Annotated in this window: 19 protein-coding genes; 13 read left to right on the top strand and 6 right to left on the bottom strand. The window is 37.6% G+C overall.

From position 1 onward, the window contains the following. Positions 1 to 330: 330 nt before the first annotated feature. On the bottom strand, positions 331 to 1,755 hold the full coding sequence (locus ACPDHL_RS02685; RefSeq protein ID WP_430531257.1) for a PLP-dependent aminotransferase family protein: 1,425 nt from the start codon (positions 1,753 to 1,755) through the stop codon (positions 331 to 333). A gap of 84 nt (positions 1,756 to 1,839) precedes the next feature. Further along, a complete protein-coding gene (locus ACPDHL_RS02680; protein WP_430531256.1) occupies positions 1,840 to 2,808 on the bottom strand; it encodes a hypothetical protein in 969 nt (322 codons plus the stop codon). A 244-nt stretch (positions 2,809 to 3,052) separates the two neighbouring features. On the opposite strand from ACPDHL_RS02680, the gene ACPDHL_RS02675 reads away from it, so the two are divergent. Together ACPDHL_RS02675 and ACPDHL_RS02670 are read left to right on the top strand one after the other, a co-directional pair. Further along, entirely contained in the window at positions 3,053 to 5,092 is a 2,040-nt protein-coding gene (locus tag ACPDHL_RS02675) for a M4 family metallopeptidase (RefSeq protein WP_430531255.1), read from the top strand. A gap of 214 nt (positions 5,093 to 5,306) precedes the next feature. Further along, positions 5,307 to 7,361 (top strand): M4 family metallopeptidase, encoded by a 2,055-nt coding sequence (locus ACPDHL_RS02670; protein WP_430531254.1) that lies wholly within the window; start codon positions 5,307 to 5,309, stop codon positions 7,359 to 7,361. Positions 7,362 to 7,413: 52 nt separating this feature from the next. Here ACPDHL_RS02670 and ACPDHL_RS02665 read toward each other — a convergent pair whose 3' ends face one another. Together ACPDHL_RS02665 and ACPDHL_RS02660 are read right to left on the bottom strand one after the other, a co-directional pair. Next, entirely contained in the window at positions 7,414 to 8,478 is a 1,065-nt protein-coding gene (locus ACPDHL_RS02665; RefSeq protein ID WP_430531253.1) for a nucleoid-associated protein, read from the bottom strand. A gap of 59 nt (positions 8,479 to 8,537) precedes the next feature. Then, positions 8,538 to 9,080: an IS1096 element passenger TnpR family protein gene (locus tag ACPDHL_RS02660; protein WP_430531252.1), complete on the bottom strand. Its 543-nt coding sequence runs from the start codon at positions 9,078 to 9,080 to the stop codon at positions 8,538 to 8,540. 225 nt (positions 9,081 to 9,305) lie between these two features. Here ACPDHL_RS02660 and ACPDHL_RS02655 point away from each other — a divergent pair, with 225 nt between their 5' ends. From ACPDHL_RS02655 to ACPDHL_RS02610, 10 genes are all read left to right on the top strand, one after another. Further along, a complete protein-coding gene (locus ACPDHL_RS02655) occupies positions 9,306 to 9,488 on the top strand; it encodes a hypothetical protein (protein ID WP_430531251.1) in 183 nt (60 codons plus the stop codon). A gap of 70 nt (positions 9,489 to 9,558) precedes the next feature. Continuing rightward, a complete protein-coding gene (locus ACPDHL_RS02650; RefSeq protein WP_430531250.1) occupies positions 9,559 to 10,821 on the top strand; it encodes a histidine kinase in 1,263 nt (420 codons plus the stop codon). 5 nt (positions 10,822 to 10,826) lie between these two features. Then, positions 10,827 to 11,213 carry a hypothetical protein gene (locus ACPDHL_RS02645; protein ID WP_430531249.1) on the top strand — a complete coding sequence of 129 codons (387 nt, stop codon included), beginning with the start codon at positions 10,827 to 10,829 and terminating at the stop codon, positions 11,211 to 11,213. Further along, complete coding sequence (locus ACPDHL_RS02640; protein ID WP_430531248.1) at positions 11,185 to 11,946, top strand: LytR/AlgR family response regulator transcription factor; 762 nt, start codon at positions 11,185 to 11,187, stop codon at positions 11,944 to 11,946. Before ACPDHL_RS02645 ends, ACPDHL_RS02640 begins: the two co-directional genes overlap by 29 nt. A gap of 148 nt (positions 11,947 to 12,094) precedes the next feature. Beyond that, positions 12,095 to 13,240, top strand: a complete 1,146-nt coding sequence (locus ACPDHL_RS02635; protein WP_430531247.1) for a peroxiredoxin family protein — start codon at positions 12,095 to 12,097, stop codon at positions 13,238 to 13,240. Positions 13,241 to 13,693: 453 nt separating this feature from the next. Beyond that, positions 13,694 to 15,199, top strand: a complete 1,506-nt coding sequence (locus ACPDHL_RS02630; protein ID WP_430531246.1) for a succinate CoA transferase — start codon at positions 13,694 to 13,696, stop codon at positions 15,197 to 15,199. A 112-nt stretch (positions 15,200 to 15,311) separates the two neighbouring features. Next, positions 15,312 to 16,157 (top strand): substrate-binding domain-containing protein, encoded by an 846-nt coding sequence (locus tag ACPDHL_RS02625; protein ID WP_430531245.1) that lies wholly within the window; start codon positions 15,312 to 15,314, stop codon positions 16,155 to 16,157. A gap of 20 nt (positions 16,158 to 16,177) precedes the next feature. After that, on the top strand, positions 16,178 to 17,119 hold the full coding sequence (locus ACPDHL_RS02620; RefSeq protein ID WP_430531244.1) for a transglutaminase domain-containing protein: 942 nt from the start codon (positions 16,178 to 16,180) through the stop codon (positions 17,117 to 17,119). Positions 17,120 to 17,137: 18 nt separating this feature from the next. Next, positions 17,138 to 17,521 (top strand): DUF423 domain-containing protein, encoded by a 384-nt coding sequence (locus tag ACPDHL_RS02615; protein WP_430531263.1) that lies wholly within the window; start codon positions 17,138 to 17,140, stop codon positions 17,519 to 17,521. Between the two features lie 43 nt (positions 17,522 to 17,564). Continuing rightward, positions 17,565 to 18,257, top strand: a complete 693-nt coding sequence (locus ACPDHL_RS02610; RefSeq protein ID WP_430531243.1) for a DUF4369 domain-containing protein — start codon at positions 17,565 to 17,567, stop codon at positions 18,255 to 18,257. A gap of 38 nt (positions 18,258 to 18,295) precedes the next feature. Here ACPDHL_RS02610 and ACPDHL_RS02605 read toward each other — a convergent pair whose 3' ends face one another. Then, positions 18,296 to 19,627 carry an NCS2 family permease gene (locus ACPDHL_RS02605; protein ID WP_430531242.1) on the bottom strand — a complete coding sequence of 444 codons (1,332 nt, stop codon included), beginning with the start codon at positions 19,625 to 19,627 and terminating at the stop codon, positions 18,296 to 18,298. A 93-nt stretch (positions 19,628 to 19,720) separates the two neighbouring features. Continuing rightward, positions 19,721 to 20,689 carry a quinone oxidoreductase family protein gene (locus ACPDHL_RS02600; RefSeq protein ID WP_430531241.1) on the bottom strand — a complete coding sequence of 323 codons (969 nt, stop codon included), beginning with the start codon at positions 20,687 to 20,689 and terminating at the stop codon, positions 19,721 to 19,723. A 176-nt stretch (positions 20,690 to 20,865) separates the two neighbouring features. Here ACPDHL_RS02600 and uvrA point away from each other — a divergent pair, with 176 nt between their 5' ends. Continuing rightward, entirely contained in the window at positions 20,866 to 23,700 is a 2,835-nt protein-coding gene (gene uvrA / locus ACPDHL_RS02595; RefSeq protein ID WP_430531240.1) for an excinuclease ABC subunit UvrA, read from the top strand. Positions 23,701 to 23,703: the final 3 nt, after the last annotated feature.

Genomic DNA, 23,703 nt, shown 5'->3' with positions numbered 1-23,703 from the left:
GGTTATGAGTTAAGGGTTATGAGTTAAGGGTTATGAGTTAAGGGTTATGAGTTAAGGGTTATGAGTTAAGGGTTATGGGTTAAGGGTTAAGGGTTAAGGGTTATGGGTTAAGGGTTAAGGGTTAAGGGTTAAGGGTTAAGGGTTAAGGGTTAAGGGCTATGAGTTAAGGGTTATGAGTTAAGGGTTATGGGTTAAGGGTTAAGGGTTATGAGTTAAGGGTTATGGGTTAAGGGTTAAGGGTTAAGGGTTATGAGTTAAGGGTTAAGGGTTAAGGGTTAAGGGTTAAGGGTTAAGGGTTAAGGGTTAAGGGTTAAGGGTTGAAAAAGTATGCTACTCTACACAAGCTTGATGAAAAATAGACAAACAAAGGTCAATCTCATCGGTTGTTAAATGGGCAAATCCCAAGCGAATACCCGTTAACTTTTTACTCTGATACAACAACGCCGTTGGGATGTAGAGGTTGTTGAGCATACACAAGGCGCGAACACGCATGAGGTTAATGGGAGATGAAAAGGTAATCCACACCGCTAAATCGCCTTCTGGTACTGAAAACGCAATGCGGTCGCCAAATAAATTCCCTAGTACACGACAGAAATAATCCCGTCTTTCGCTATAGATTTTATTGACTTTTACCTGGTGTCGAAACAAAATCCCTTCTTCGATTAATTCCGTCAGCGTATGGGTGGTGAAATAGTTTTTGTTTTCTTCCAGTACGGCTTGGTGCTTTTCCAATTCTCGAATTAAATTTTCTGGCGCTACCACAACCCCCATCGTAAAATCTGTAGCAATGGATGTTCCTATGGAGCTCAGGTAAATGACCATGCCTTTGGTATCACCACTTAGTAAAGGCAAAGGAGGATTGTTGTTGTAGTGAAAATCGAAGTGATTGTCGTCTTCTAATAAAATAAAACCATACTGTTGTGCCAACTGCAAGAGCTTGACACGCTGTTGAACGGATAGGGATTGCGTTGTTGGATAGTGGTGGTTCGCCGTAAGATAAAACAGGCGAATTGGTCGTTGTTGACACAGCTTCTCCAAAGCAAGGAGATCGAGTCCTTCCGCATGTAAAGGAATCGTGTGTAATTGGGCTCCCGTGTGTTGTAAAATTGCATGACTGCCATAATAGCCATATTCGCTAATAGCTACGTGATCGCTCGCCTTTAGAAGTAATTTTGCACAAAGGTATAAAGCCGAAGTTGGACTTTGGGTGGTTAGTATATGCGCAGGAGTAGCCTGAATATTACGGGTTAAATTAACGTAGTTGGCTACTTGTTTTTTCAGCGCTACCACAGCCTTTTTGGTATAGGGATCAAAGTAGGTGCTGTGTTGTTTTCGCTTGAGGTTGGCGCTAAAAATAGCAGCGAGTTCCTCTTGTAAACCCAAGCGAATATCGGGTGTGCCATCGGTAAAATAGTAGCGACATCGGTGTTGATCACTGGGTAAATCCAAGCGATTATCCGTTGTGAATGCATAACCTGTAGTAGAGGGAAATGCATGGGAATTCGTGTGTACCACCTGCTTGGCTTGGTGAACAAAAGTCCCTTTGTTGGGTAGACTAATTAACCACCCTTGGGTGATGAGTTCCTCAAAAGCCGCAATAATGGTGTTGCGGTTAACCTGTAGGAGTTCCGCTAGCTTTCGCGTTCCGGGTAATTTCGTCTGTACGGGGATGATATTGCGCTGTATCGCATTGCTAAATTGATTGGCAATTTGCATGTAGACAGGCGTTGTAGACGCTTTGTCTAGGTGTATCAAACGATTGTACGGTATTTTAAACGATTGGGACATACGCATAAAAAGCTAAGAATACAAGATCAAGAAATGCAAAAGTAAGGATTATCAATCGATTAGCGCGCGTACTTGTAAAAGGTTTTCAACGGCAAACGAATAGCAGTATTGGGGTGTACTTCGCGCACCAAAGCTCTCTTTCCAGTAGAGTAGCCCCGCATTGAGCTGCTTGGGACTGATGTGACTGCTTCCAAAATCAAAATAGCGAACCGTGGATTGATATTGCTCCAGCAAGGTGTAGATCAATAAATCTAAGGCGCCGTTTTTATTGTCTTCTTCTGTTCCTGCAATGTATTGCAAATGCACAGCCTGAGGGTGAATAAACAAGGTGACTCCCCCCGCTAGTTTGCCAGTGGACGTATACACATTGACTTGTTTGATCGACTGTGGAAAAGCTTGCATCAATTGGGTGATTTCCGCCAAGCTGTGTACGGGATCTGTGTTATAGCGATCACGCAAACGCGGTGTGAGAATCTCTTGCCAAAATGCGGTGGCTAAGGCATCTTCTTTTACCGTATAGCCCTTTTTTATTCCCTTTTGAATCATGCGTTTTCGGTTGGTATTCAGCTGCATGGGCGATGCAAAATCAAGTGTAGAAAGCAGTTGAACACTAGGGGGCCCCCCTTGTAAAGCATGGCTGATAAAGGCCAAGGTATTGGTAGTTTGCTTAGTGTAGATCGAGGGGATCTCATTGATAATCAAAGCGTCTATACCCAACTGTTTGCAATGCAAGGCAATCGCTTCTATAATTGTTAGGTATTGAGCAAGAGTTAGGGTGGGCAAATGAATGATTCCGCCATAACTCAATCCAAAGTGACTGCATAGTATCTGTTCTTCGGTATGGGCAGGTAGGAGAGCCACCAGCTTATGATCTTCGTAAATTAAAAGGGAATGATCCATAAAACGCGCTTGGTGGTAGTCCATAAAAGCACGGTGAAAGAGAAAGCTCGCATTCGTTGCTTGTTCGAGAAAAAGATTCCACCTTTCTTGGTATTCGGGGGTGTAACGTACAACTTTCAAATGAAAATAATTTTTCAGCAATGTAAGCGTAATGGAGGAAAATATAAAATTAAATTCAAAAAAGATCGACCTAGTGTTAGAACGTAGGACAACGCAACGGGGATAAACAGGAGAAAAATAAGTCCTCTATTCTCATTGAAGGTTGTGTTAAAAAAAGGGAAACTGAAATTTGTATTTTCAACATTAAGCGAATTGTAGTATATTTCGCCTTTAAATTAATTTAATCTAAATAATAAGTAAATCCATGAAACAAAAATACGTACGTGCCCCATTTATGTATACGGTATTGGCTTCTCTTCTCTTATCAGGAGTAAGTTATGCTGGAACTATTACCGAAAATGCAGCGGCTAGTCATGAAGTATATACAGGTAAATTGCCGAATTATAAGCCATTAAATGAGTATGGATCCTTTATCATTCACTTGGATAAACAGACAAATCTTACGGAACAAGCGTTTTTAGCTAATGCACTTACTTTTTTTGGATTAAATGAAACGAATACTTTTCAATTGATCCACACGTTCACGGATGATTTGGGTAATACGCACAAAACCTACCAACATAGGGTGGGAGCCTACCCCGTAGAAGGACAGATGTTTATCGTTCACTTGGATAAAACGGGACGCGTAACTGCTGTAAATGGAACGATTATTACTATTGAAAACAGAAAAAGCACCTATAGTTTAAGGGCGAATATCAATCGAAAACCAGTTATTTCCAAAGAAGAGGCAAAGCATATTGCATTCAAGATAAATAAAATTAAAAAAGCAAAAACGGAAGATGATCCAGTAGAAACGGTTTTTGTCAAAGCTACAGGAGAACAAGGGTTATTTGTTTTGGCACATAAGGTGCGCGTGGATGACATTGGGCCGAATCGAATGGTGAGTAAAAACGTTTTTATTAGCGTTGAGCAAGGCGATATCGTAAATGAGGTTTCGCTTATCGCTCATGCCAATGTAAGAGGAACAGGAGATGGATATTATCGTTCGAATTTACCTTTGGAATTAAAAGAAGAGAACGGTAACTATTTGTTAGTCGATACAGATCGTAAGGTAACAACCTATAGCGCAGAAAACATAACGAGCGATTGGGATTTTTACGATGGATTAGGGGAATATATCGTGCATACGTCAACGAATTTTCCACAAAACCCCGTTAATGATCTTCATTGGGGATTAGCGCGTACGTACGATTATTATAAGGAGGTACACCATCGAACTAGTTTTGATAACAAAGGCGGAGCGATTTTTGCCTATTACAACCCACTGTTTTTAGATGGAGATCCCGATTCAGGTTTTCCGGATAATGCCTTTGCTGTTCATTCCATACACGGCAATTTCTTGGTATTTGGAAGAGGTTCAGGCTATTTCAATCCCTTAGTTACTTTAGATGTAGTTGGACATGAATTTAGCCACCTCGTTGTAGGAAATAACGGTAGAGGAGGATTAACGTATCAAGGCGAATCGGGAGCACTTAATGAGGGGTTTGCCGATATTTTTGGTACGTCAATTGAACATTTTGCCGTAGCGGATGCAGATTGGTTTATTGGAAAGGGAATTGTTGGTTCACCAGGCTATGATTATATGAGAAGTATGGAAAATCCGAAAAACAATCACCCTGCTAGTAAACAACCAAATACCTATAAAGGACAAAATTGGGCCAATACTCAACTTGGAGCTTGGGACAACGGAGGAGTTCACGTAAATAGCGGGGTAATGAATTATTGGTACTATTTGGTTAGTGAAGGAGGTAGTGGAATGACAGATCCCATAAGAAATCAACAAAACATAGAGATAACACCAGCAAAAGAATATATCGTTTCTGGAATTGGCATCCAAAAGGCAGAAAAAATTGCCTATCATACCTTAATGACACAATTGGGAAGTAATTCGCAATATGTAGATGCTGTGCATGGTTCATTAACAGCCGCAGCAGAATTGTACGGGGAAGAATCAGAAGAATACTTTTCCGTTTACGATGCGTGGTATGCCGTCGGTCTACTTGAAACGCCAAGAGAAAATATGGGAATCGAAGATTTTGAGCTAACTGAAGATGTCTTTCGTATGTATCCCAACCCAGTATCCAATGGTGAATTAACGGTTTTGATCAAAGACGACAAAGGAACGGTAGTTTTTTACAATATGGCTGGACAACAGGTAACGCCGAACTTCACCGTGGAAAGAGGGGAGAACAAAGTAGCTATTCCTCACCTAGGTGCAGGTACTTATATGGTGAGGTATGAAAGCAAAGAAAGAAAGATTTCTGCTAAAATTTTGGTGAAATAACGAAAGGAAACGTTAAGGCGGTCACTGTTCTATTTTTGTTTTCTAGGTTTTTGAAATGTAAGATTGAATTAAATAAGTGTTAGTAGGGGTATTGGGATTAGTTATTGTAAAAGATTGTTAAATATTGGTATTAAATGTTTTGTTAAATATTTATCGGATAAATTTTGCTATATTTCGAAATTGATAATATTAATTTAATAGACAAAAAACGCCCATGAAACAAAAATACGTATATGTCCCTACATTTTATGTAGCATTAGCTTCGTTTCTACTTGTAGGACATAGCACTGTTGCAGCTGTTGATACTCGTGTTGCAACTACTTTAGAAGTGTATACTGCGCAGTTGCCAACCTATAAACCACTGAATGATTACGGTTCATTTGTTATCCGAATGGATAAGAAAACCGCTATAACAGAACAAGAATTTTTAGCAAAAGCGAATACATTCTTTGGTTTTAATGAAACGAATCGCTTTCAACTGATTGATAGTTATGTGGATAGTTTTGGAAAAACACACAATACCTATCAACACTTTGTAGGACAGTATCTTGTAGAAGGGCAAATGTTTATTGTTCACGCGGATAAAAAAGGTAGAGTAACATCAGTTAACGGGACAATCATCAACATTGAAAATAAAAAAAGCCCATATAGTCTACGCAATAATGTAAACAAAAAACCCGTTATTTCGCAAGAAAAAGCAGTTAGTATTGCTTTCAAGGCGAGTAAGGTGTTGGTGGCAAATAAGGTAGCAGATTTTCCTGTGGAAACGGTATTTGCCCGTTCAGATAAAGATGGATTATTTGTTTTGGCACATAAAGTACGCGTGGATGATTATTCCAATGCTAGAATGCTGAGTAAAAATGTTTTTATTGATGTCGAAAAAGGGGAAGTTATTTCAGAAGTATCTTTAATCTCGCATGTCAATGTTACAGGAACGGGAAATGGATTCTATCGCGATAATTTACCTTTGGGTATGACAGAGCGTGGCGGGAAATATCAATTAGTTGATCAGGAACGAAAGCTAAAGACTTTTGACGGAACTGCCCTACAAAACGCATGGGAAGTATATGATAGAAGAGGCGGAACGGTATATACATATGATTCGCCAAACGTTAACGATCATCCATCCAATGATGTACATTGGGGATTAGCAAGAACCTATGATTACTATAAAGAAGTACACAATAGAACGAGCTATGATAATTATACGGGGGATGATACGTTAAAAGGTGTAATCAGAGCTTTTTATAATCCAGTTGCAATGGATGGGGATGAATCTGGATTTCCAAATAATGCGGTAGCGATGGGACCTCCATTTAATACGCTTGTTTTTGGTAGAGGATCAAATGCCTATAATCCGCTGACAGCTTTAGATGTTACTGGACACGAGTTTACACACTTAGTAATAGATAATAATGGAAGAGGTGGCTTGCGCTATGCAGGAGAATCAGGTGCTTTGAATGAAGGTTTTGCCGATATTTTTGGTACTGCGATTGAACACTATACGGTAGATGATGCTGATTGGTATATGGGAATGGGAATACTGAAAGATCCAGCCAACCCTTTCATGAGGAGTATGAAAAATCCAAAAGAAGGACGTACCTATTATAGACAACCCAATACATATCGAGGAGAATACTGGGCGAATACAACAAACTTACACCAGGATAATGGAGGCGTACACACAAATAGTGGCGTACTCAACTATTGGTTTTACCTCGTAAGTGAAGGAGGAAGTGGAATGACAGATCCTATTTTTAATAGAGACAACGAAGAAGTAACTCCCGCAAAAGAGTATATTGTATCGGGAATTGGCATGCAAAGAGCAGAAAAAATAGCGTATCATACCTTAATGACACAATTGGGAAGTAATTCGCAATATGTAGACGCCGTAGAAGGAACGTTAAGTGCAGCAGAAGATTTATTCGGTGAAAACTCAGAGGAGTATTTTACGGTATACGATGCTTGGTATGGGGTAGGACTGATTGAAACACCAAGAGAAAATATGGGATTGGAAGATTTCGAACTAACGAACGAGGTGTTTAGTATGTATCCTAACCCTATATCGAATGGAGAATTAACGATCTTAATTAAAGATGAGAACGGTGCTGTTGCTTTTTACAATATGGCAGGACAAAAAGTAACGCCAGATTTTCCAGTTGAAAAAGGAGAAAATAAAGTTTATGTTCCTCAATTGAAAACAGGAAATTACATCGTGAGATACGAGAGTAAGGAAAGAAAAATTTCAGAGAAGATCATCGTAAAATAAAGCATAAAAAAAACCGAGAATTTAATTCTCGGTTTTTTTTATGCTTATGTTTTTAGGATTTTTGTTCTTTGTTAAAGTACACTAAGTAGTAGTACATTTGTTTTTCTTCATCCCATCCTTTTTCTACAAATTTATCTGCGCTTTCTGGATTGATGAAGTCAAGCTTAATCTGAATATTCGTATCTAAATTAATCACGTTCTTAATTTTTTTACGCGCATCAGAAACGGCATTATTTGCAATAGGGAAAGACGTCGTATCTTCAATGCTGTATTTCTCTCCTTTGTCTACCTTGTAGTTTTTGAACTCCGAAATTAAATCAGGATTGTCAATGACTTCGTTTAAGAAATTGCTCTCTTCAAATTCGTCGTTTTTAGCAAAGTAGTTGACAGAGCGATTCATAAACATAACCTCTTCTTTTTTATCCTCCGCAGGTAAAACTACATCCTTTGCAAAGTCTTGGCAGAACTTTAAATATTTTTTGGTCATGAAGGCCTCATCTTGGAAGATATCTACACATAAGAAGTGCTCTAACCAATAACGAGCATCATAGCGGTTGCTGTCAATTGTAAGAATTTTATACCCTTCTTCTTTTTTGTAGTTGAAGATAATACACCCTTTGTCTAACTTGTTTAAGTTAATCCCTTGCTGTAAGATCATTTCTAAATTCGATCCGTTTTCTTGAAATTGCAAGAAGTCAGATTTAATCTCACTTTTGAAAATTCCAATCGCATCTACTACATTGTTGTCGATAGACGTATTGGTTAGGTAAGTAACATATACTTCTCCATTTTTAATGTGTGGATGGTTTGATTGCTCAAATAGGTGTTTGGTTATTTTTTGTGAGATCTCATGAGCTTTATCAGAAGAAGGCGCATTAAACAACTCTGCTGCATAATTAAACATATCGTTGAACTCCAAATCAACATCGTGTACGAATTGAAAGTAATTTTCTTCTTTCTCACGGAAAGGCTTGAAGAAATATTCTTTTAATAAAGGAGCTATTTCATCGTTTAACGTGTAGGGTTCTTCCGATAAAAAGATAGCCTCATTTCTACTTTTATTTCCAACTCTATGAATCGATAAAGTTTCTACGTGTGCATTAAAAAGGTTGATCATAATTTATTTAAGTATGTAGTAGACCGTTTATAGATCTGTTATTTTTATAATTAAAAAGTCTAGTAATTATCCTCGCCATAGTCTGTAAAGCTATCATCGCCTTCAAACATATCATAATCTTCCTCATCATAATCATCGTCAAAATCGCCGTAAATATCGTCGTTAGATACTGGATCAGAAGTAAAAGACTTGGTTGGTATATGATCAGGTAAAATCCCATGAGAAAACAGCAACTCAGGGTATGCTGTTCCTGGTTCTTCCTCTTCAATAGCAGCTAATTCAACAAAGAATGTCCACATATTAAGAAAGTCATACACGTAAATAATTTTCGTTTGATCTTCGTCTAATACCGAACCAATGGTAGTTGATCCCATTGTTCTTCCACCTGCTGGATCATCACTCATGTCAAAAAGAGAGATCTCTTCCTCTTGTTGTGCCCAACTATCGTCGCAAGCGTAAAATGAAGCCGCTTCCATACCGTCAAAACCAAAGGCATTAACAATAGCATTGTGTAAATCTTCTAAGGTATCGTCTTCTAATATAGCAATGTCGCGAAAAATATCTTCCTCAGTATCAAGGATAACTCTGAATTTATAAACCATAATTTTTTAAACCGATTAGAATTGCAAATTTAAAATTATTATTAACTCTTTTCTTATAAATGAGGTCTTTTTATTTTGGAGTGAAGGTTCTAATTTTTCAAGGTTGGAAATCAAAAGATTACCTCCTTTTACAATTCATCGCACTAAAATGACAGTTCATCGACTATTATTTTTTTACGTTAATTTATCCTATCATATTTGTCATGTAAATCAAAGGAAGTAGATATGAAATTTATATTTTTGATCATTATAACGCTTATGCAATTGGTCCTGCAATTGATTCCTGTCTCAGCGGCAAATACTTCGTATAGTAAGGAAGAAACAACAACATGGACCCCGCAAGAAAAACAAGAAAAGAGCAATACAACCCCAGAGGTAAAATCATTTACAAAACAACATGAGAAATAATTACTTCAAATTAGTACTTCTAGCCTTTATTGTATTTATCCTATTTACAAATGTGTTAAAGCTGCGTTTTATGGATTTATCACTATTTCTAGGCTATTTGGTTTCCTTCGTTGGGATCATTGTGCTAGTGAACCAATATTGGAAGGAAAACTATTGGAAGAAATTAGCCCAAACACTCGATGGAAAAGAAAATAGTGTACACAAAGTTACGGCTATTGTCACAGCTATTAACTTTGGCTTTATTTGGTTTGTTAGTTTGGGGTTGAAGATTTTTGACGTACACATCATCGGAAATAAAACCTTCTATTACTTTATGGACTCCAGTAGTTTTAGCTCGGTTTTTAGTACAGCTTTTTTTTTTAGTATCTTAGTGTATATCTACTACTATACCTATTTTACTTCTTTAGATAAAAAAATGAGTATTGACGAACAAAAGGTGATCACAGGAAGTGTATCAGCGCAGTTCGAAAGTTTGAAAAATCAATTAGATCCCCATTTTTTGTTTAATAGTTTAAATGTACTCAATGCCTTAATCGAAGAAAATCCGGATAAAGCACAAGAGTTCACTAGTGGATTATCCAAAACCTATCGCTATATCTTAGATCAAAAGAATAAAGAGCTAGTCCCTTTAGAAGAAGAACTAGATTTTGCTAGAACGTATATCGAATTACTTCAGATGCGCTTTGAGGATAGTTTGACCTTTGATATCGATCATGATATTAAACAGGAAGGAGCAAAAGTTGTTCCCTTGTCTTTGCAACTGTTGTTGGAAAACGTCATCAAACACAATAAGGCAACAGCGAATAAACCCCTGCATATCGTAATCAGGCAAGAAAATGGCTACTTGGTGGTAGAGAATAATCTAAACTTACGCCAAGTAAACGAAGATCGAAAGGGAATTGGACTGACTAATATTGCTGATCGCTATGCCTTATTAACTGCCAAGCCTATAAGAGTAAACCAAACTGAAACAACCTTTATCGTACATATACCGATATTAACTAAAATTTTTGAACCTATGAGAATTATTGATGTACAAGAAAATGAGCAAGAGATTCTAATTGAAGCGAAAAAAAACGTGGAGAAAATAAAAAAATTCTACGCCCACCTAACCCTGTATATTATGGTGAATACTTTTTTGATTGTTTTAAATATGATGACAGACGCTAGATTTATGTGGAGTTTGATCGTCGTATTTTCTTGGGGAATTGGATTGGTGGCTGATTGGATGAAGACCTATAACTACCACTTTTTCTTAGGCAAAGATTGGGAAGATCGCAAGATTCGCGAATACATGGACCAACAGAACAAGCGAAGTAGTAACTGGAAATAAGGGCTATGAAGTTTTATACCAAAGAAGTAGAAAGAAAGTATATAGCCTATAAGAAGAATCGAATCAGTACCTTACGTGGATTAATTGCACAAGGGGTTTTGTGGGGAATCTTTACTAGTTCATTGATCTATAAGCAATTTGGCGGCTTACAAGGCGTGCGTATTGGGGTCGAAATTGACGGATATAATAGTTCGATCCGAATGTTTTATGAATTATCTTTGTTCTGGTTGTTTCTCCTTTTACTACAGCTTAGTGTGTATTATGCAGAATCTTTACCCTTTTTGTCCAAATGGCAAGATTATTTAGAGCGTAAGGAGTTTGAACGCTTGAAAAAAACGTATGAATATCAATTGAAATTAAAAGATGAAACCACTTCGAATAGTCATTGTTGAGGATGAAAAACCAGCCGCTCGTTTGTTGGAACGAAAAATTGAGAAATTAGGATATGATGTCTTAGAAATGCTAACCAGTGTGGAGGATGCTGTTCATTGGTTTCAACATAATGAAGAACCCGATTTAATCTTTTTAGATATTCAACTTTCCGATGGATTGTCTTTCGAAATATTTGATCAGGTGGAAGTAAAAAGCGCAATTATTTTTACAACCGCTTACGACGCCTACGCCTTACGAGCATTTAAACTCAATAGTATTGATTACCTACTCAAGCCTATTGGCGATGCAGACTTAAAAGGTGCCATCGACAAATTCAATGAACAACGCGCTTCGTTTTTTGCTTTTACAGAACAGCTGAACTTGTTTAAATCCTTTTTGTCCACTACACCTAAGGAAAATAAAGAGCGATTTTTAATTAAAATAGGCACCCAATTGAAGATTATTCCCGTGGGCGAAGTTGCTTGTTTCTTTAGTGCAAATAAATTAACCTACCTCAAAACCAAAGAAGGCCGAGAATATATCTTAGATAATTCACTGGATGAGGTGGAAAAGACAATTGAAGCCGAACAGTTCTTCCGTATTAGCCGAAAACACATCGTTGCCGTAGACGCTATTAAAGAAATTATCGCGTATACTAATTCGCGATTAAAATTGAGCTTACAAGTCGATTTTGAGGAAGAATTAATCGTAAGTAGAGAAAAAGTGAATGACTTTAAGCTTTGGCTTAGTTAACAGATTCACTATTTTATCGAAATAAAGATCGAATAGTCAACTAATCCTGATTCAGACGGAATATTAACGAATTTATTAACGCCACTTCTTTTTGATATAATGATTTTATTAATACTTTTACGAGAACGTAAAATTATAAATCATTACTATGAAGAAATTAGCAGTTGTTTTGCTTGCATTAACCATGTTTTCTTGTAAGCAAAATAATACAATTGAGATTACTACCAAAGATGTCGCTGACGATACAAAAGTAGAAATCATGACTTCAGAATTGGGTAATCCATCTCCAACTGTTGTTTATACGGGAACTGTAAAAGGAAATAAATTAGTTGTTGAAAACCCTTTTACTGAGTTAGAAGAGGCCTATATGGTATTAGGAGGTGATATGCAGACGAATGTGTTTTTCATTGGAGAGCCTGGACATATTACCATTTCATATACAAAAGACGAACCTACAGAAACAGTTTTAGGCGGAAGCGAGAATAACGTGAAGCTACAAAAACTACAACAAGAGGTGAAACCAACAGTGATCAAACTTAGATCGTTTATTGATGAGAATCAAATGAAATTGATGCAATTAAGTCAATCAACAGAAGAGGCAGACCGCGCTGCAATGGAAGCTTTGCAAAAAGAATACATGGGGTATGTGGAGAGCATCAATGACGTGTACAAAAAATATTTGACAGATCATACCAATACAGCTTTCGGATTGTTATTGCTTTCTCAACAAATGATGTCTTCACAAGATGACGAGATAGATTTCGCGAAGGAATTTGACAAGTATTCTGCTGAATTGAAAGAGTCAAAAGTAGGGAAAAAAGTAGATTCAATACTTAAAATGATGGGCTTATCAGAAGAAGCTGCAGCATTGAAAGTAGGGGACATCGCTCCAAACTTCACAAGTAAAACACCAGACGATAAAGAATTGTCTTTGGAGGAGTTTAAAAAAGGAAAAAAATTAGTTTTAATTGATTTCTGGGCTTCTTGGTGTGGACCTTGTCGCGTAGAAAATCCAAATGTTGTAAAATTATACAACGGATTCAAAGACAAAGGATTGGATATTATTGGTGTTTCTTTAGATAAAGAAAAAGAAAAATGGGTACAAGCGATCGAGAAAGACGGATTAGTTTGGGGACAAGTTTCAAACCTACAGTTCTGGAATGATGAAATTGCTGCTGAATATGGCGTACGAGCAATTCCTGCAAATTACCTAATCGACGAAAAAGGACAAATCTTAGCAGTTAATTTATACGGAGAAGAATTGTACCAAAAAGTAGAAGAATTATTGAAATAAAAAATGAACGTATTATACGAGTCATTTTTATCTGATACTAAAAACAGCAGTAGAGCCCTACTGCTGTTTTTTTTTGCCCTTAATGAGTGGATAACTGGATAGGGAATTCGTTGACGAAATACACCGCCTAGATGAACTGGTTTGAGGAGAAGAAAAAATGTTAAAAAAAAGAATATCAGTTGGTGTTTTTTTCTGTTTTTAGATAGATTGAGGAGGAAAAACAGACAAAAAATAGCAATCCTAAAAAATAGTAAAGTCAGACTTTTAGTTTTTAGGAAGAATACTAAGGTTAAAATGTGTTTTTCATTTTATAGTCTTAAAATAACGGGGTTGAATCAAATATTTTATGATAATTATAATGGATTATCGTATAAATACGGAGATGTGATTCTATACATATCAAATATTAATAAAAAAGTCCTATTTTTAAGCAGCTAATTAAACAAATGAGAAATGACAACAGAAGATTCTAATTTGGACAGAATCAAATTCGCTCCTTATAGAGATCGAATTCTATCTGCAGAAGAAGCAGCCTTACTAATTCACGATAAAGCCATTGTAGGAGCTAGTGGATTTACCAAAGCAGGAGATAGTAAATCCGTTTTACCTGCTTTTGCTCAACGAGCAGCCAATGAAAAAGTAGCGATTACCCTAATTACAGGAGCTTCTTTAGGACAAACAACAGATGCCGATTTGGCAAAAAATAATGCGTTGATCCGCAGAATGCCCTTCCAAGCGGATTCGGACCTAAGACATGCGATTAACAGTGGACAAGTCAAATATATTGACCAACACTTGAGTGAAACAATCGAACAATTACAAGAAAAACATATTCCACAAGTCGAAGTAGCGATTATTGAGGCTACCTATATTACGGAGGAGGGGTTTATTATTCCAACAACTTCGATTGGTAACTCTGCGTATTTTGCCAGTGTAGCCAAAAAGATTATCATTGAGATAAATACGGCTATTCCTTTGAGCGTAGAGGGAATTCACGATAACTGTATTCCAATCAAGCAACCGCGAAGAGAGATTATCCCTATTCACACCGTCAAAGACCGTATTGGAGAGTCGTTTATTCGCTTAGATCCAGATCGCGTGGTCGGGGTGGTGTTCTCTAGTATCGAAGATACACCAGCCATTTTACCTGAACCAGATGTAAAAACAACAGCAATATCCACACACTTATTGAATTTCTTCGAAGCAGAGGTGAAAAAGGGTAATCTAACGGAAGCACTCTTGCCTTTGCAAGCGGGAATCGGAAAAGTAGCAAACGCTGTATTGACTGGGTTTATTGATGGACCTTTCAAAGACTTAACCATGTATTCGGAAGTGCTTCAGGATAGTACCTTTGATTTGATCGACTCAGGCAAAATGACTTTTGCTTCAGGATCATCCATTACGGTAACAGAAGCGTGTTATGAGAAAATAATCAATAATTTTGATCAGTATAAAGACAAGCTGGTTTTGCGTCCACAAAATATCAGTAACGCACCCGAGGTGATTCGTCGATTGGGTATTATTGCTATTAATACAGCGATTGAATTTGATATTTATGGAAATGTCAATTCTACGCATATCGGAGGAAACAAAATGATGAACGGTATCGGAGGATCTGGAGATTTTGCACGAAATGCATACCTGAGTATCTTCGTGACCCAAGCCGCTTCTAAAGAAAATAAAATTTCACATGTCTTACCGATGGTATCTCATGTGGATCACACGGAACACGATGTAGATATCCTCGTGACGGATCAAGGATTAGCCGATTTACGCGGACTATCTCCACGCGAACGCGCAGAGGTAATTATCGAAAATTGTGTGCATCCTGAGTATAAAGAAGAGTTGAAAGATTACTTTGAACGAGCCAAAGAAATAGGCGGACATACCCCTCATATTTTGGAAGAAGCGTTTAAATTTCATACACGTCTAAAACAAACGGGTTCTATGAAACCATAACCCTTAAAATCTCTACAAAACTTGTAGAGATTTTTTTTTGTTAATACCATTTTACGAATCATTGAACATACTTTTTATTATCTTAGCAGTAAAATGAATAGAACTTATAAAAATGAAAGCAGTTAGAATTGTAGGAGTACCCGAACACTTTAATTTACCTTGGCATTTGTGCATTGAAAATGGAGAATTTGATGAAGCTGGAATCGATTTGCAATGGGAAGATGTCCCCGAAGGAACAGGTAAAATGTGTCAGATGTTACGCCAGAATGAAACAGACCTAGCGATCATTTTATCAGAGGGAATTATCAAAGATATTACAGCTGGTAATCCTACTACTATCATACAAGAATATGTGGCCTCTCCTTTGTTGTGGGGCATTCACGTAGCAGCAGATGCACCTTTTCAAACGGTGGATGATTTAGCTCATAAACGCATTGCAATCAGTCGATTGGGGTCGGGTTCTCATCTGATGGCTATTGTACACGCCAAGCAAATGAATTGGAATATTGAGGAGTTGGAGTTTGTTGTTGTAGATACTCTAGACAAGGCGGTTTTAGCCTTACAAAATAAAGAAGCGGATTACTTTATGTGGGAACGCTTTATGACACAGCCCTTGGTCGATCAACATATTTTTAGAAGAATCGGAGAATGTCCAACGCCTTGGCCCTCATTTTTACTAGTAGGTAATCAGGATTTTGTCGCAAAAAACAGGACCGTTGTTGAGCATATCCTCGAGATCATCAACGCAACAACAGAAGAATTTAAATGGATTCCTAGTATTGATCGTACACTAGCTGAACGCTATGATCAGAAAATTGAAGATATTCAGCGTTGGTTAACCTTGACGCGTTGGTCGCAGAAACAACTAGCTGCCGCTAATTACAATAAAATACAACAACAATTAATGGACCTCCAGTTAATTGATAATCCAAAAAAATACGAAGAAGTCAAGCTGTAATTTTTTTTGCTGAAAACTAGATGAATAACCAAGAAGTACAAATTGTAAAAAAGAAGAAAAAATGGTATGAGTACCTGAGAATTCCTTCTCCATGGGACAATATCATTATTTTTATATTAAACGTACTACTTACCATTCCCGTATTTATTATTGTCCATCAAAATATTATTGATCCCGAATGGCCTTATCAGCTGGATCGTATTTTGTTGGGATTGATTATTTTGGCTCTATTTCAGTTTATTTTAACCAAGCTGAAAACGATACTTTTTATTTGTATTATTGCGTATTTAGCCATCTTTTTTATTGGAACTTCACATGAAGATTACGATTTAGAATCTATTTTTGAAGACTATCGCGTGATGATTTATGCGATGGCAAGTACACAAAATCCACAAGATTTAATTATTTCAAAATTATTGCCCTTCCCCAATAAATCAAAAGTTATTAAAGCAATTGAATATGATAATCCAAAGGTGAGGAATTTTGCCTTGTTAGCGACAACTAAAAATTTCTCCAAAGTACAAGGGTATGGTGAATATCGACAAATTATACAGTGTTTAGCAATTTTTAAAGAAGTGCGAACGCGTTGGAACTACGTCAATGACCCCAAAGGCAGGGAGTATATCGCCACAGCTTCTGAGTCGTTGATGCATTTTTCTGGTGATTGTGATGACTATTCGATCTTAATGGCGGCTTTGATTCGCTCTATTGGTGGAACACCCCGCTTAATCCACACTAAAGAACATATGTATCCTGAGATGTTAATCGAAAATACAGCTCACCTAGAGAAAGTGATCTTTCTGATTAAAGAGGTATTGTTTAAAGAAGAAAGTAAGGGGAAAGAAGTACATTATCACGTGGATGAGCGCGGACAAATATGGCTCAATCTCGATTATACGGCTCGTTATCCTGGTGGTCCTTTTATGTCAGAAGAAATTTTAGGCCAATTAACCCTGAATTAAAAAGAATAACTAAATACAATAAATATGATCAATACAACGCCCTTACTCGCTGGAAGTGTTTTTGGAGCACTAGCCATTATCTTCGGTGCTTTCGGTGCGCATGCACTAAAAAAACACATGGATACAGAGCGATTAGAAAGTTTTGAAACAGGAGTAAAATACCAAATGTATCACGCAATTCTATTGATCCTCATCGGCATTTTACCACAAACAGATCACACGTATTACGCAGCTAATCTAATTATAATCGGTGTCATTCTATTTTCTTTTAGTATCTATGGACTTGTGTTAAGTGCTACGTTTGGCAAGAAAATAAAAATATTAGGTCCTATTACGCCAATTGGTGGTTTATCCTTGGTTGCAGGATGGATCATGCTATTTGTTTCGTTTTTATCCTTGTAGTACCCGCGAAATAAGGTAAATTTAATACATTAAAAAAAATACAATGAAAAGATATCAATATGGGTTGTTGTTTGGAATAGCCCTGATGTTCACCGCTTGCCATACCAATACGGCTTTTGAAATTGAAGGAGCTTTGGCCAATGTGCCCGACGAAACGTGGGTGTATTTGAATCAAGTAGGCGTTACGCAAGAGGTAGAAGGGATAAAGCTAGATTCTATGCTCGTAAAAGACAATGTATTCCGATTTGAAGGCAAAATTGATCAACCTACTTTAGGGTACTTATCCTTTCAAAATCAAAAAGGAAGAATTCCCTTGTTTATTGAAAGTGGAAAAATAGAAGTAAACATCAACCAGGAAAACTTCACCTCCTTTGCTTTAAAAGGAACACAAAACAATGAGGAGTTAAGTGAATTTGAGCGCAATTTAAGTCTATATAAGTACAATTTGTTAAGCTATCAAGGACAACAACAAAGTACGTATATGGAAGCCTTGCAAAACAAGGATGAAGAAAAGATTAATCAAATATTGAGTACGTATAAAAAGCTTCAAGAAGATCAAGCTATCTTTATCGATAATTTTCTAGCACAACACAAAACGGCATTAACATCGCTCTACTATTTGTATTATACCAGTGGAGATGATGTAACGCAACTAACTGCAGTATATGAAAGTCTTTCCGAAACAGATAAAAAATCAAATTTAGCCCAGCTTGTAGCTGAGAAAATAAAGAAGTAAAAAATAGCCCTAAACCGCAAGATGTTTAGGGCTATTTTTTATAGGGCATCCAAGACAATTTTGATTAGAAATAGCAAGGATAAAATATATAGCGTTGGACTAACATCTTTGTATTTTTGTGTTCCAACTTTAAAAAGAGTAAAACTAAGCATACCAAATACGATGCCTTCTGCAATACTGTAGGTAAACGGCATAAAGACAATGGTAATAAAAGCCGGTAAGGCTTCTGAAAAATCAGTAAAGTCAATGTTCACGACAGAACTGATCATAAATAATCCCACGATTACTAAGGCAGGGGCGGTAGCAGCAGCAGGAATTACTAAGAATAAAGGAGCTAAAAAAATGGATAAGGCAAACATACAAGCGACACTTACCGCAGTTAATCCCGTACGTCCACCAGAAGCTACTCCAGAAGCACTTTCTACATAAGAGGTTACTGAACTTGTTCCCAGTATAGCACCAAAAGTTGTACCCAAAGCATCCGTTAAGAGCGCTTTCTTCATCTGAGGAAAATTCCCCTGCTTATCTGCAATTCCCGTTTTAGAAACTACGCCAATCAAGGTGCCAATGGTATCAAATAAATTGACAAAGAGAAAGGTAAATACAACAATAACCATGTCAATAGAAAAAACGCTGCTTGCTGTTTCTGGTGAAAATAGGAAAGACAAGGCTTTGCCAAATGTCGGTGCCATAGAAGGTGGGGCGGTAATTAAATGCGAAGGAAGTTGTACGTCTCCCAAGATAAAACCAAATACTGTGGCCACAATAATTCCAATTAAAATAGCGCCATTGATATTCTTAATCAATAGGATTCCTGTTACCAACAGCCCCGCAAGTGCAATCCACACGCTGTGCTGACTAAAATCACCTAGGGTGACTAGCGTATTGGGATTACTAACGACAAGGCCTGCACTTTTTAATCCGATCAAGGTAATGAATAAGCCAATACCTACGGGAATCGCTTCTTTTAATACTTTGGGTATGTTGTTGACAATTAGTTCTCTAATGTTAAATAGGGTCAAAACAAGAAAAATTAAACCCGCTAAAAATACACCTGTCAAAGCAAATTCCCAACTATAGCCCATCGTCAATACAACAGTATAGGCGAAAAAGCTATTTAATCCCATGCCTGGTGCTTGAGCAATGGGCAATTTTGCCATAAATCCCATCAATAGAGTAGCGCAAACTGTTGCCAGGGCCGTAGCCATAAAAACGGCTTGTTTGTCCATTCCTGCATCGGCTAGAATATTGGGATTGACCACTAAAATATAAGACATCGTTAAGAATGTGATCACCCCAGCCATCATTTCCTTTCGAATGGTCGTTTTGTTTTTACTTAATTGAAAGTAATTCTCTAAAAAGATTTTCATTGTGTTATTGGATTAGCAGTCAAAAAAAATGAGCAGACAAAAGTAGTGCGTTTTTACTACATGCTAGTACAGCAAGTTGGTTATCCTGCAAACTTATAGGGTAATGACTAAACGCGTGCCAGGATCTAAGGTTTTATTCCACACCTGTTCAATTACTTCTAAAGGATGTGCTTCTGTTTGAATATGCAATTTACCTCGAGCAGCGAGTAAAAACATTTCGGGTAAAATAACTTTGTTAAATACGATGAGTTCTTCTTTTGTTAAACTGCCAAATCCAGAACCCATCAACTGAATATCCGTACTTCTCAGAATAGCAGAAGTCAGTTGAATTTCTTTACCAGCCATGTCGCCTGCAGTAACAATTTTTACGGTGGAGGTAAGGTGGTTTATATCGTTGCCTTTGAATGCATTGAGGATGGATTGAAAGGGTTTACCCCATAAATAATCAATCACCACATCGATGGGAGTGGCTTGGTGAATGGCTTTGATTTGCTCTTCTAAGGCGTCGTTGTCTTCCGTGAGGACGAGAGTCTGGGTAGCCCCCAAAGCCTTTAACTGTTCGAGTATTGCTTTATTTCTTCCTGTTACAATGATTTCTTTTGCGCCATAGTGTTTGGCAATTTGTACTCCCACTTGCCCTGTGACACCTGTTGCTCCATTGAATAAAACATTTTGTCCTGCTTCCAAGCGCGCACGAATGATCAAAGGCATAGCAGATCCTAAAATAGCATTGGGTAAAGCAGCGGCAGTGACATCGTCTAAATTCTTGGGGATAGGGGTGTAGTTACTCGAGATAATTGCGTGTTCCGCTATCATACCCGTAATTCCTTGTCCGTATACTCGGGTTCCATCTTCCAAATAACCAACGCCATCATTGCCAACAACAGTCGGTAAATCGGTATAACTCGCATAGTGTTTACCACTGGTTCGAGCTTTATCTAAGTTTTTTACCGCAGCAGCAGTTACGCGAATAGCATGTTGTCCTTCTTTTTGTACTGTCGGTTCGTCTATTGTGCCAAATTTTGGAACTTGACCTAACTCATATAATAGGGCTCCTCTCATTGTATTCTTTTTTTTCGAGATAAAAATACGATTTTTAAAAGTAGAACGAATGCCTTTGTGTAATTAAAAATCAAGCGAATAAAGCTGTTAAATAATGCTAAATCAAATCAAAACATTAGAACTGCAGATTACATAAAACGAGATTAATATGTATCTTTGTTCTTTTGCACAAAATTATGTCTAAAGTAGAAGATTATATTGAAGTTTTAGGAGCTCGCGTTCACAATCTAAAAAATATTGATATCCGTATACCACGAGAAAAACTCGTTGTAATCACGGGATTGTCGGGTTCTGGTAAATCGTCTTTAGCCTTCGATACAATATATGCAGAGGGACAACGCCGTTATATTGAGACGTTTTCTGCCTATGCAAGACAATTTTTAGGCGGTCTAGAACGCCCAGATGTTGATAAAATTGATGGATTATCTCCTGTAATTGCAATCGAACAAAAAACGACGAATCGCAGCCCAAGATCTACTGTGGGAACCATTACAGAAATTTATGACTTCTTGCGCTTGCTCTATGCAAGAGCAGGAGAAGCGTATAGCTATAATACCGGAGAAAAAATGGTGAGCTATACCGATAGTCAAATTCAAGAATTGATTCTCAACGATTTTGACGGAAAAAAAATAAGTATTTTGGCTCCTGTTGTTCGTTCTAGAAAAGGACACTACCGCGAGTTGTTTGAACAAATTGCCAAACAAGGGTTTTTGAAAGTGCGCTTAGATGGCGAAATTAAGGATTTAGAGTATGGCATGAAGGCCGATCGATATAAAACACACGATATCGAAATTGTGATTGATCGCTTGGTTGTTGATTCGAAAGAACAAACCGTTCAGCGTTTAGCAGAAAGCATTCAAACCGCCATGTATCACGGGGATGATACCATTGTTATTTTAGATCAAGAGTCACAAGACGTACGTTTCTTTAGCCGTCATCTCATGTGTCCAACCTCAGGTATTTCCTATGCGAAACCCGAACCGAATAACTTTTCTTTCAACTCCCCAAAAGGAGCTTGTGAAGTGTGTAATGGACTAGGGACGATACATGAAATAAACCCTAAAAAAGTAATTCCCGATGCGACAGTATCCATTAAAAAAGGAGGTTTAGCTCCTCTAGGTCCTGAAAAAAGTACCTGGATATTCAAGCAATTGGAGATTATTGCACAACGCTATAATTTTAAATTAGCAGATGCTATTCAAGATATTCCCAAAGAAGCCATGGAGGTGATTCTTCAAGGGGGACAAGATAGTTTTACCGTAGAACACAAAGTTGCTGGAATCTCAAAGAACTATAAAATTGATTTTGAGGGAATCAACAACTTTATCAAAAATCAGTTTGAAGAAAGTGAAACGGCATCAATTAAGCGTTGGGCAAAAGAATACATGGACGAAATTGACTGTCCTTCTTGTCAAGGTACACGCTTGAGAAAGGAAGCGTTGTATTTTAGAATTGCAGATAAAAATATTGGAGAACTCATTCAAATGGATATTGAACATTTGATTGCTTGGTTTGCTGATATCAATAGCAAACTTTCAGAAAAGCAAAAGAGTATTGCGGAAGAAATTACAAAGGAAATCAATACGCGATTGTCGTTTTTGAAAGATGTAGGCTTGACGTATTTATCGTTAAACCGAAGTTCAAGAACCCTATCAGGAGGAGAAGCACAACGCATTCGTTTGGCTACGCAAATTGGCTCTCAATTGGTGGGTGTATTGTATATTTTAGATGAACCGAGTATTGGGTTGCACCAACGAGATAATGAGCGCTTAATTAAGTCTTTGGAGTCGTTACGAGATCTTGGGAATTCCGTTCTCGTTGTAGAACACGATAAAGATATGATTGAACGCGCTGATTTTGTGATTGATATTGGACCTTATGCGGGAAAACGCGGAGGAAAAATCATCAGCACAGGAACGCCAAAAGAATTGTTGAAAGAACATACTTTAACGGCTCAATATTTGAATGGTGAGCTAGAGATTGCCGTTCCCAAAGAGCGAAGAAAAGGAAATGGAAAGAAGATCAAATTAGAGGGAGCGACAGGAAATAATTTAAAGAATGTAACCATCGAAATTCCCTTGGGTACCTTAACCTGTGTGACAGGAGTGTCAGGATCGGGAAAATCAACTTTAATCAATGGGACGCTTTATCCAATCTTGAATACCCACTTCTTCCATGCTGTGGCAAAACCACAACCCTATAAGAAGATTAGTGGATTAGAACACATTGACAAAGTAATCGGCATCGATCAAAGTCCAATTGGACGTACGCCAAGGTCCAATCCAGCAACGTATACCGATGTATTTTCGGATATTCGAAATCTATTTGCGCAAACTACCGAAGCATCTATTCGTGGATATAAACCGGGACGCTTTAGTTTTAATGTCAGTGGAGGACGATGTGATACCTGTGAAGGTTCTGGAGTACGCACCATCGAGATGGGTTTTTTACCTGATGTATACGTTGAGTGCGAAACCTGTCAAGGCAAACGATTCAATCGCGAAACGCTCGAAATCAGATATAAGGGGAAATCTATTTCGGATGTATTGGAAATGACTGTTGCGGATGCAACAGAATTCTTTGAAAATATACCGAAAATATACCGCAAGCTAAAGACGATTAACGATGTCGGATTGGGGTATATTACCTTAGGTCAGCAAAGTACAACCCTATCAGGAGGAGAAGCACAACGCATTAAATTGGCAACGGAGTTATCGAAAAAAGATACGGGAAATACGTTCTATATCTTGGATGAACCAACGACAGGATTGCACTTTGAAGATATTCGCGTCTTGATGGAGGTAATCAATACTTTGGTAGAGAAAGGCAATACAGTGCTGATTATTGAACACAACCTCGATGTGATTAAACTCGCAGATTATATCATTGATATCGGTTATGAAGGAGGAGCAAATGGAGGTGAAGTACTAGCAAAGGGAACACCAGAAGAAATAAGTAAAGTGAAGAAGAGTTATACGGCTCACTTTTTGAAAAAAGAGCTTAAAAAATAATTG

The sequence above is a fragment of the Myroides sp. C15-4 genome, assembly GCF_050522745.1.
GTDB lineage: Bacteria > Bacteroidota > Bacteroidia > Flavobacteriales > Flavobacteriaceae > Flavobacterium.
This window is presented reverse-complemented; position numbering and strand designations above follow the sequence as displayed.

Coding starts and splice junctions, on each gene's coding strand:
- ACPDHL_RS02675 (WP_430531255.1), top strand. CDS start 3,053: ATGAAACAAAAATACGTACGTGCCCCATTTATGTATACGGTATTGGCT.
- ACPDHL_RS02670 (WP_430531254.1), top strand. CDS start 5,307: ATGAAACAAAAATACGTATATGTCCCTACATTTTATGTAGCATTAGCT.
- ACPDHL_RS02665 (WP_430531253.1), bottom strand. CDS start 8,478: ATGATCAACCTTTTTAATGCACACGTAGAAACTTTATCGATTCATAGA.
- ACPDHL_RS02660 (WP_430531252.1), bottom strand. CDS start 9,080: ATGGTTTATAAATTCAGAGTTATCCTTGATACTGAGGAAGATATTTTT.
- ACPDHL_RS02655 (WP_430531251.1), top strand. CDS start 9,306: ATGAAATTTATATTTTTGATCATTATAACGCTTATGCAATTGGTCCTG.
- ACPDHL_RS02650 (WP_430531250.1), top strand. CDS start 9,559: ATGGATTTATCACTATTTCTAGGCTATTTGGTTTCCTTCGTTGGGATC.
- ACPDHL_RS02645 (WP_430531249.1), top strand. CDS start 10,827: ATGAAGTTTTATACCAAAGAAGTAGAAAGAAAGTATATAGCCTATAAG.
- ACPDHL_RS02640 (WP_430531248.1), top strand. CDS start 11,185: ATGAAACCACTTCGAATAGTCATTGTTGAGGATGAAAAACCAGCCGCT.
- ACPDHL_RS02635 (WP_430531247.1), top strand. CDS start 12,095: ATGAAGAAATTAGCAGTTGTTTTGCTTGCATTAACCATGTTTTCTTGT.
- ACPDHL_RS02630 (WP_430531246.1), top strand. CDS start 13,694: ATGACAACAGAAGATTCTAATTTGGACAGAATCAAATTCGCTCCTTAT.
- ACPDHL_RS02625 (WP_430531245.1), top strand. CDS start 15,312: ATGAAAGCAGTTAGAATTGTAGGAGTACCCGAACACTTTAATTTACCT.
- ACPDHL_RS02620 (WP_430531244.1), top strand. CDS start 16,178: ATGAATAACCAAGAAGTACAAATTGTAAAAAAGAAGAAAAAATGGTAT.
- ACPDHL_RS02610 (WP_430531243.1), top strand. CDS start 17,565: ATGAAAAGATATCAATATGGGTTGTTGTTTGGAATAGCCCTGATGTTC.
- ACPDHL_RS02605 (WP_430531242.1), bottom strand. CDS start 19,627: ATGAAAATCTTTTTAGAGAATTACTTTCAATTAAGTAAAAACAAAACG.
- ACPDHL_RS02600 (WP_430531241.1), bottom strand. CDS start 20,689: ATGAGAGGAGCCCTATTATATGAGTTAGGTCAAGTTCCAAAATTTGGC.
- uvrA (WP_430531240.1), top strand. CDS start 20,866: ATGTCTAAAGTAGAAGATTATATTGAAGTTTTAGGAGCTCGCGTTCAC.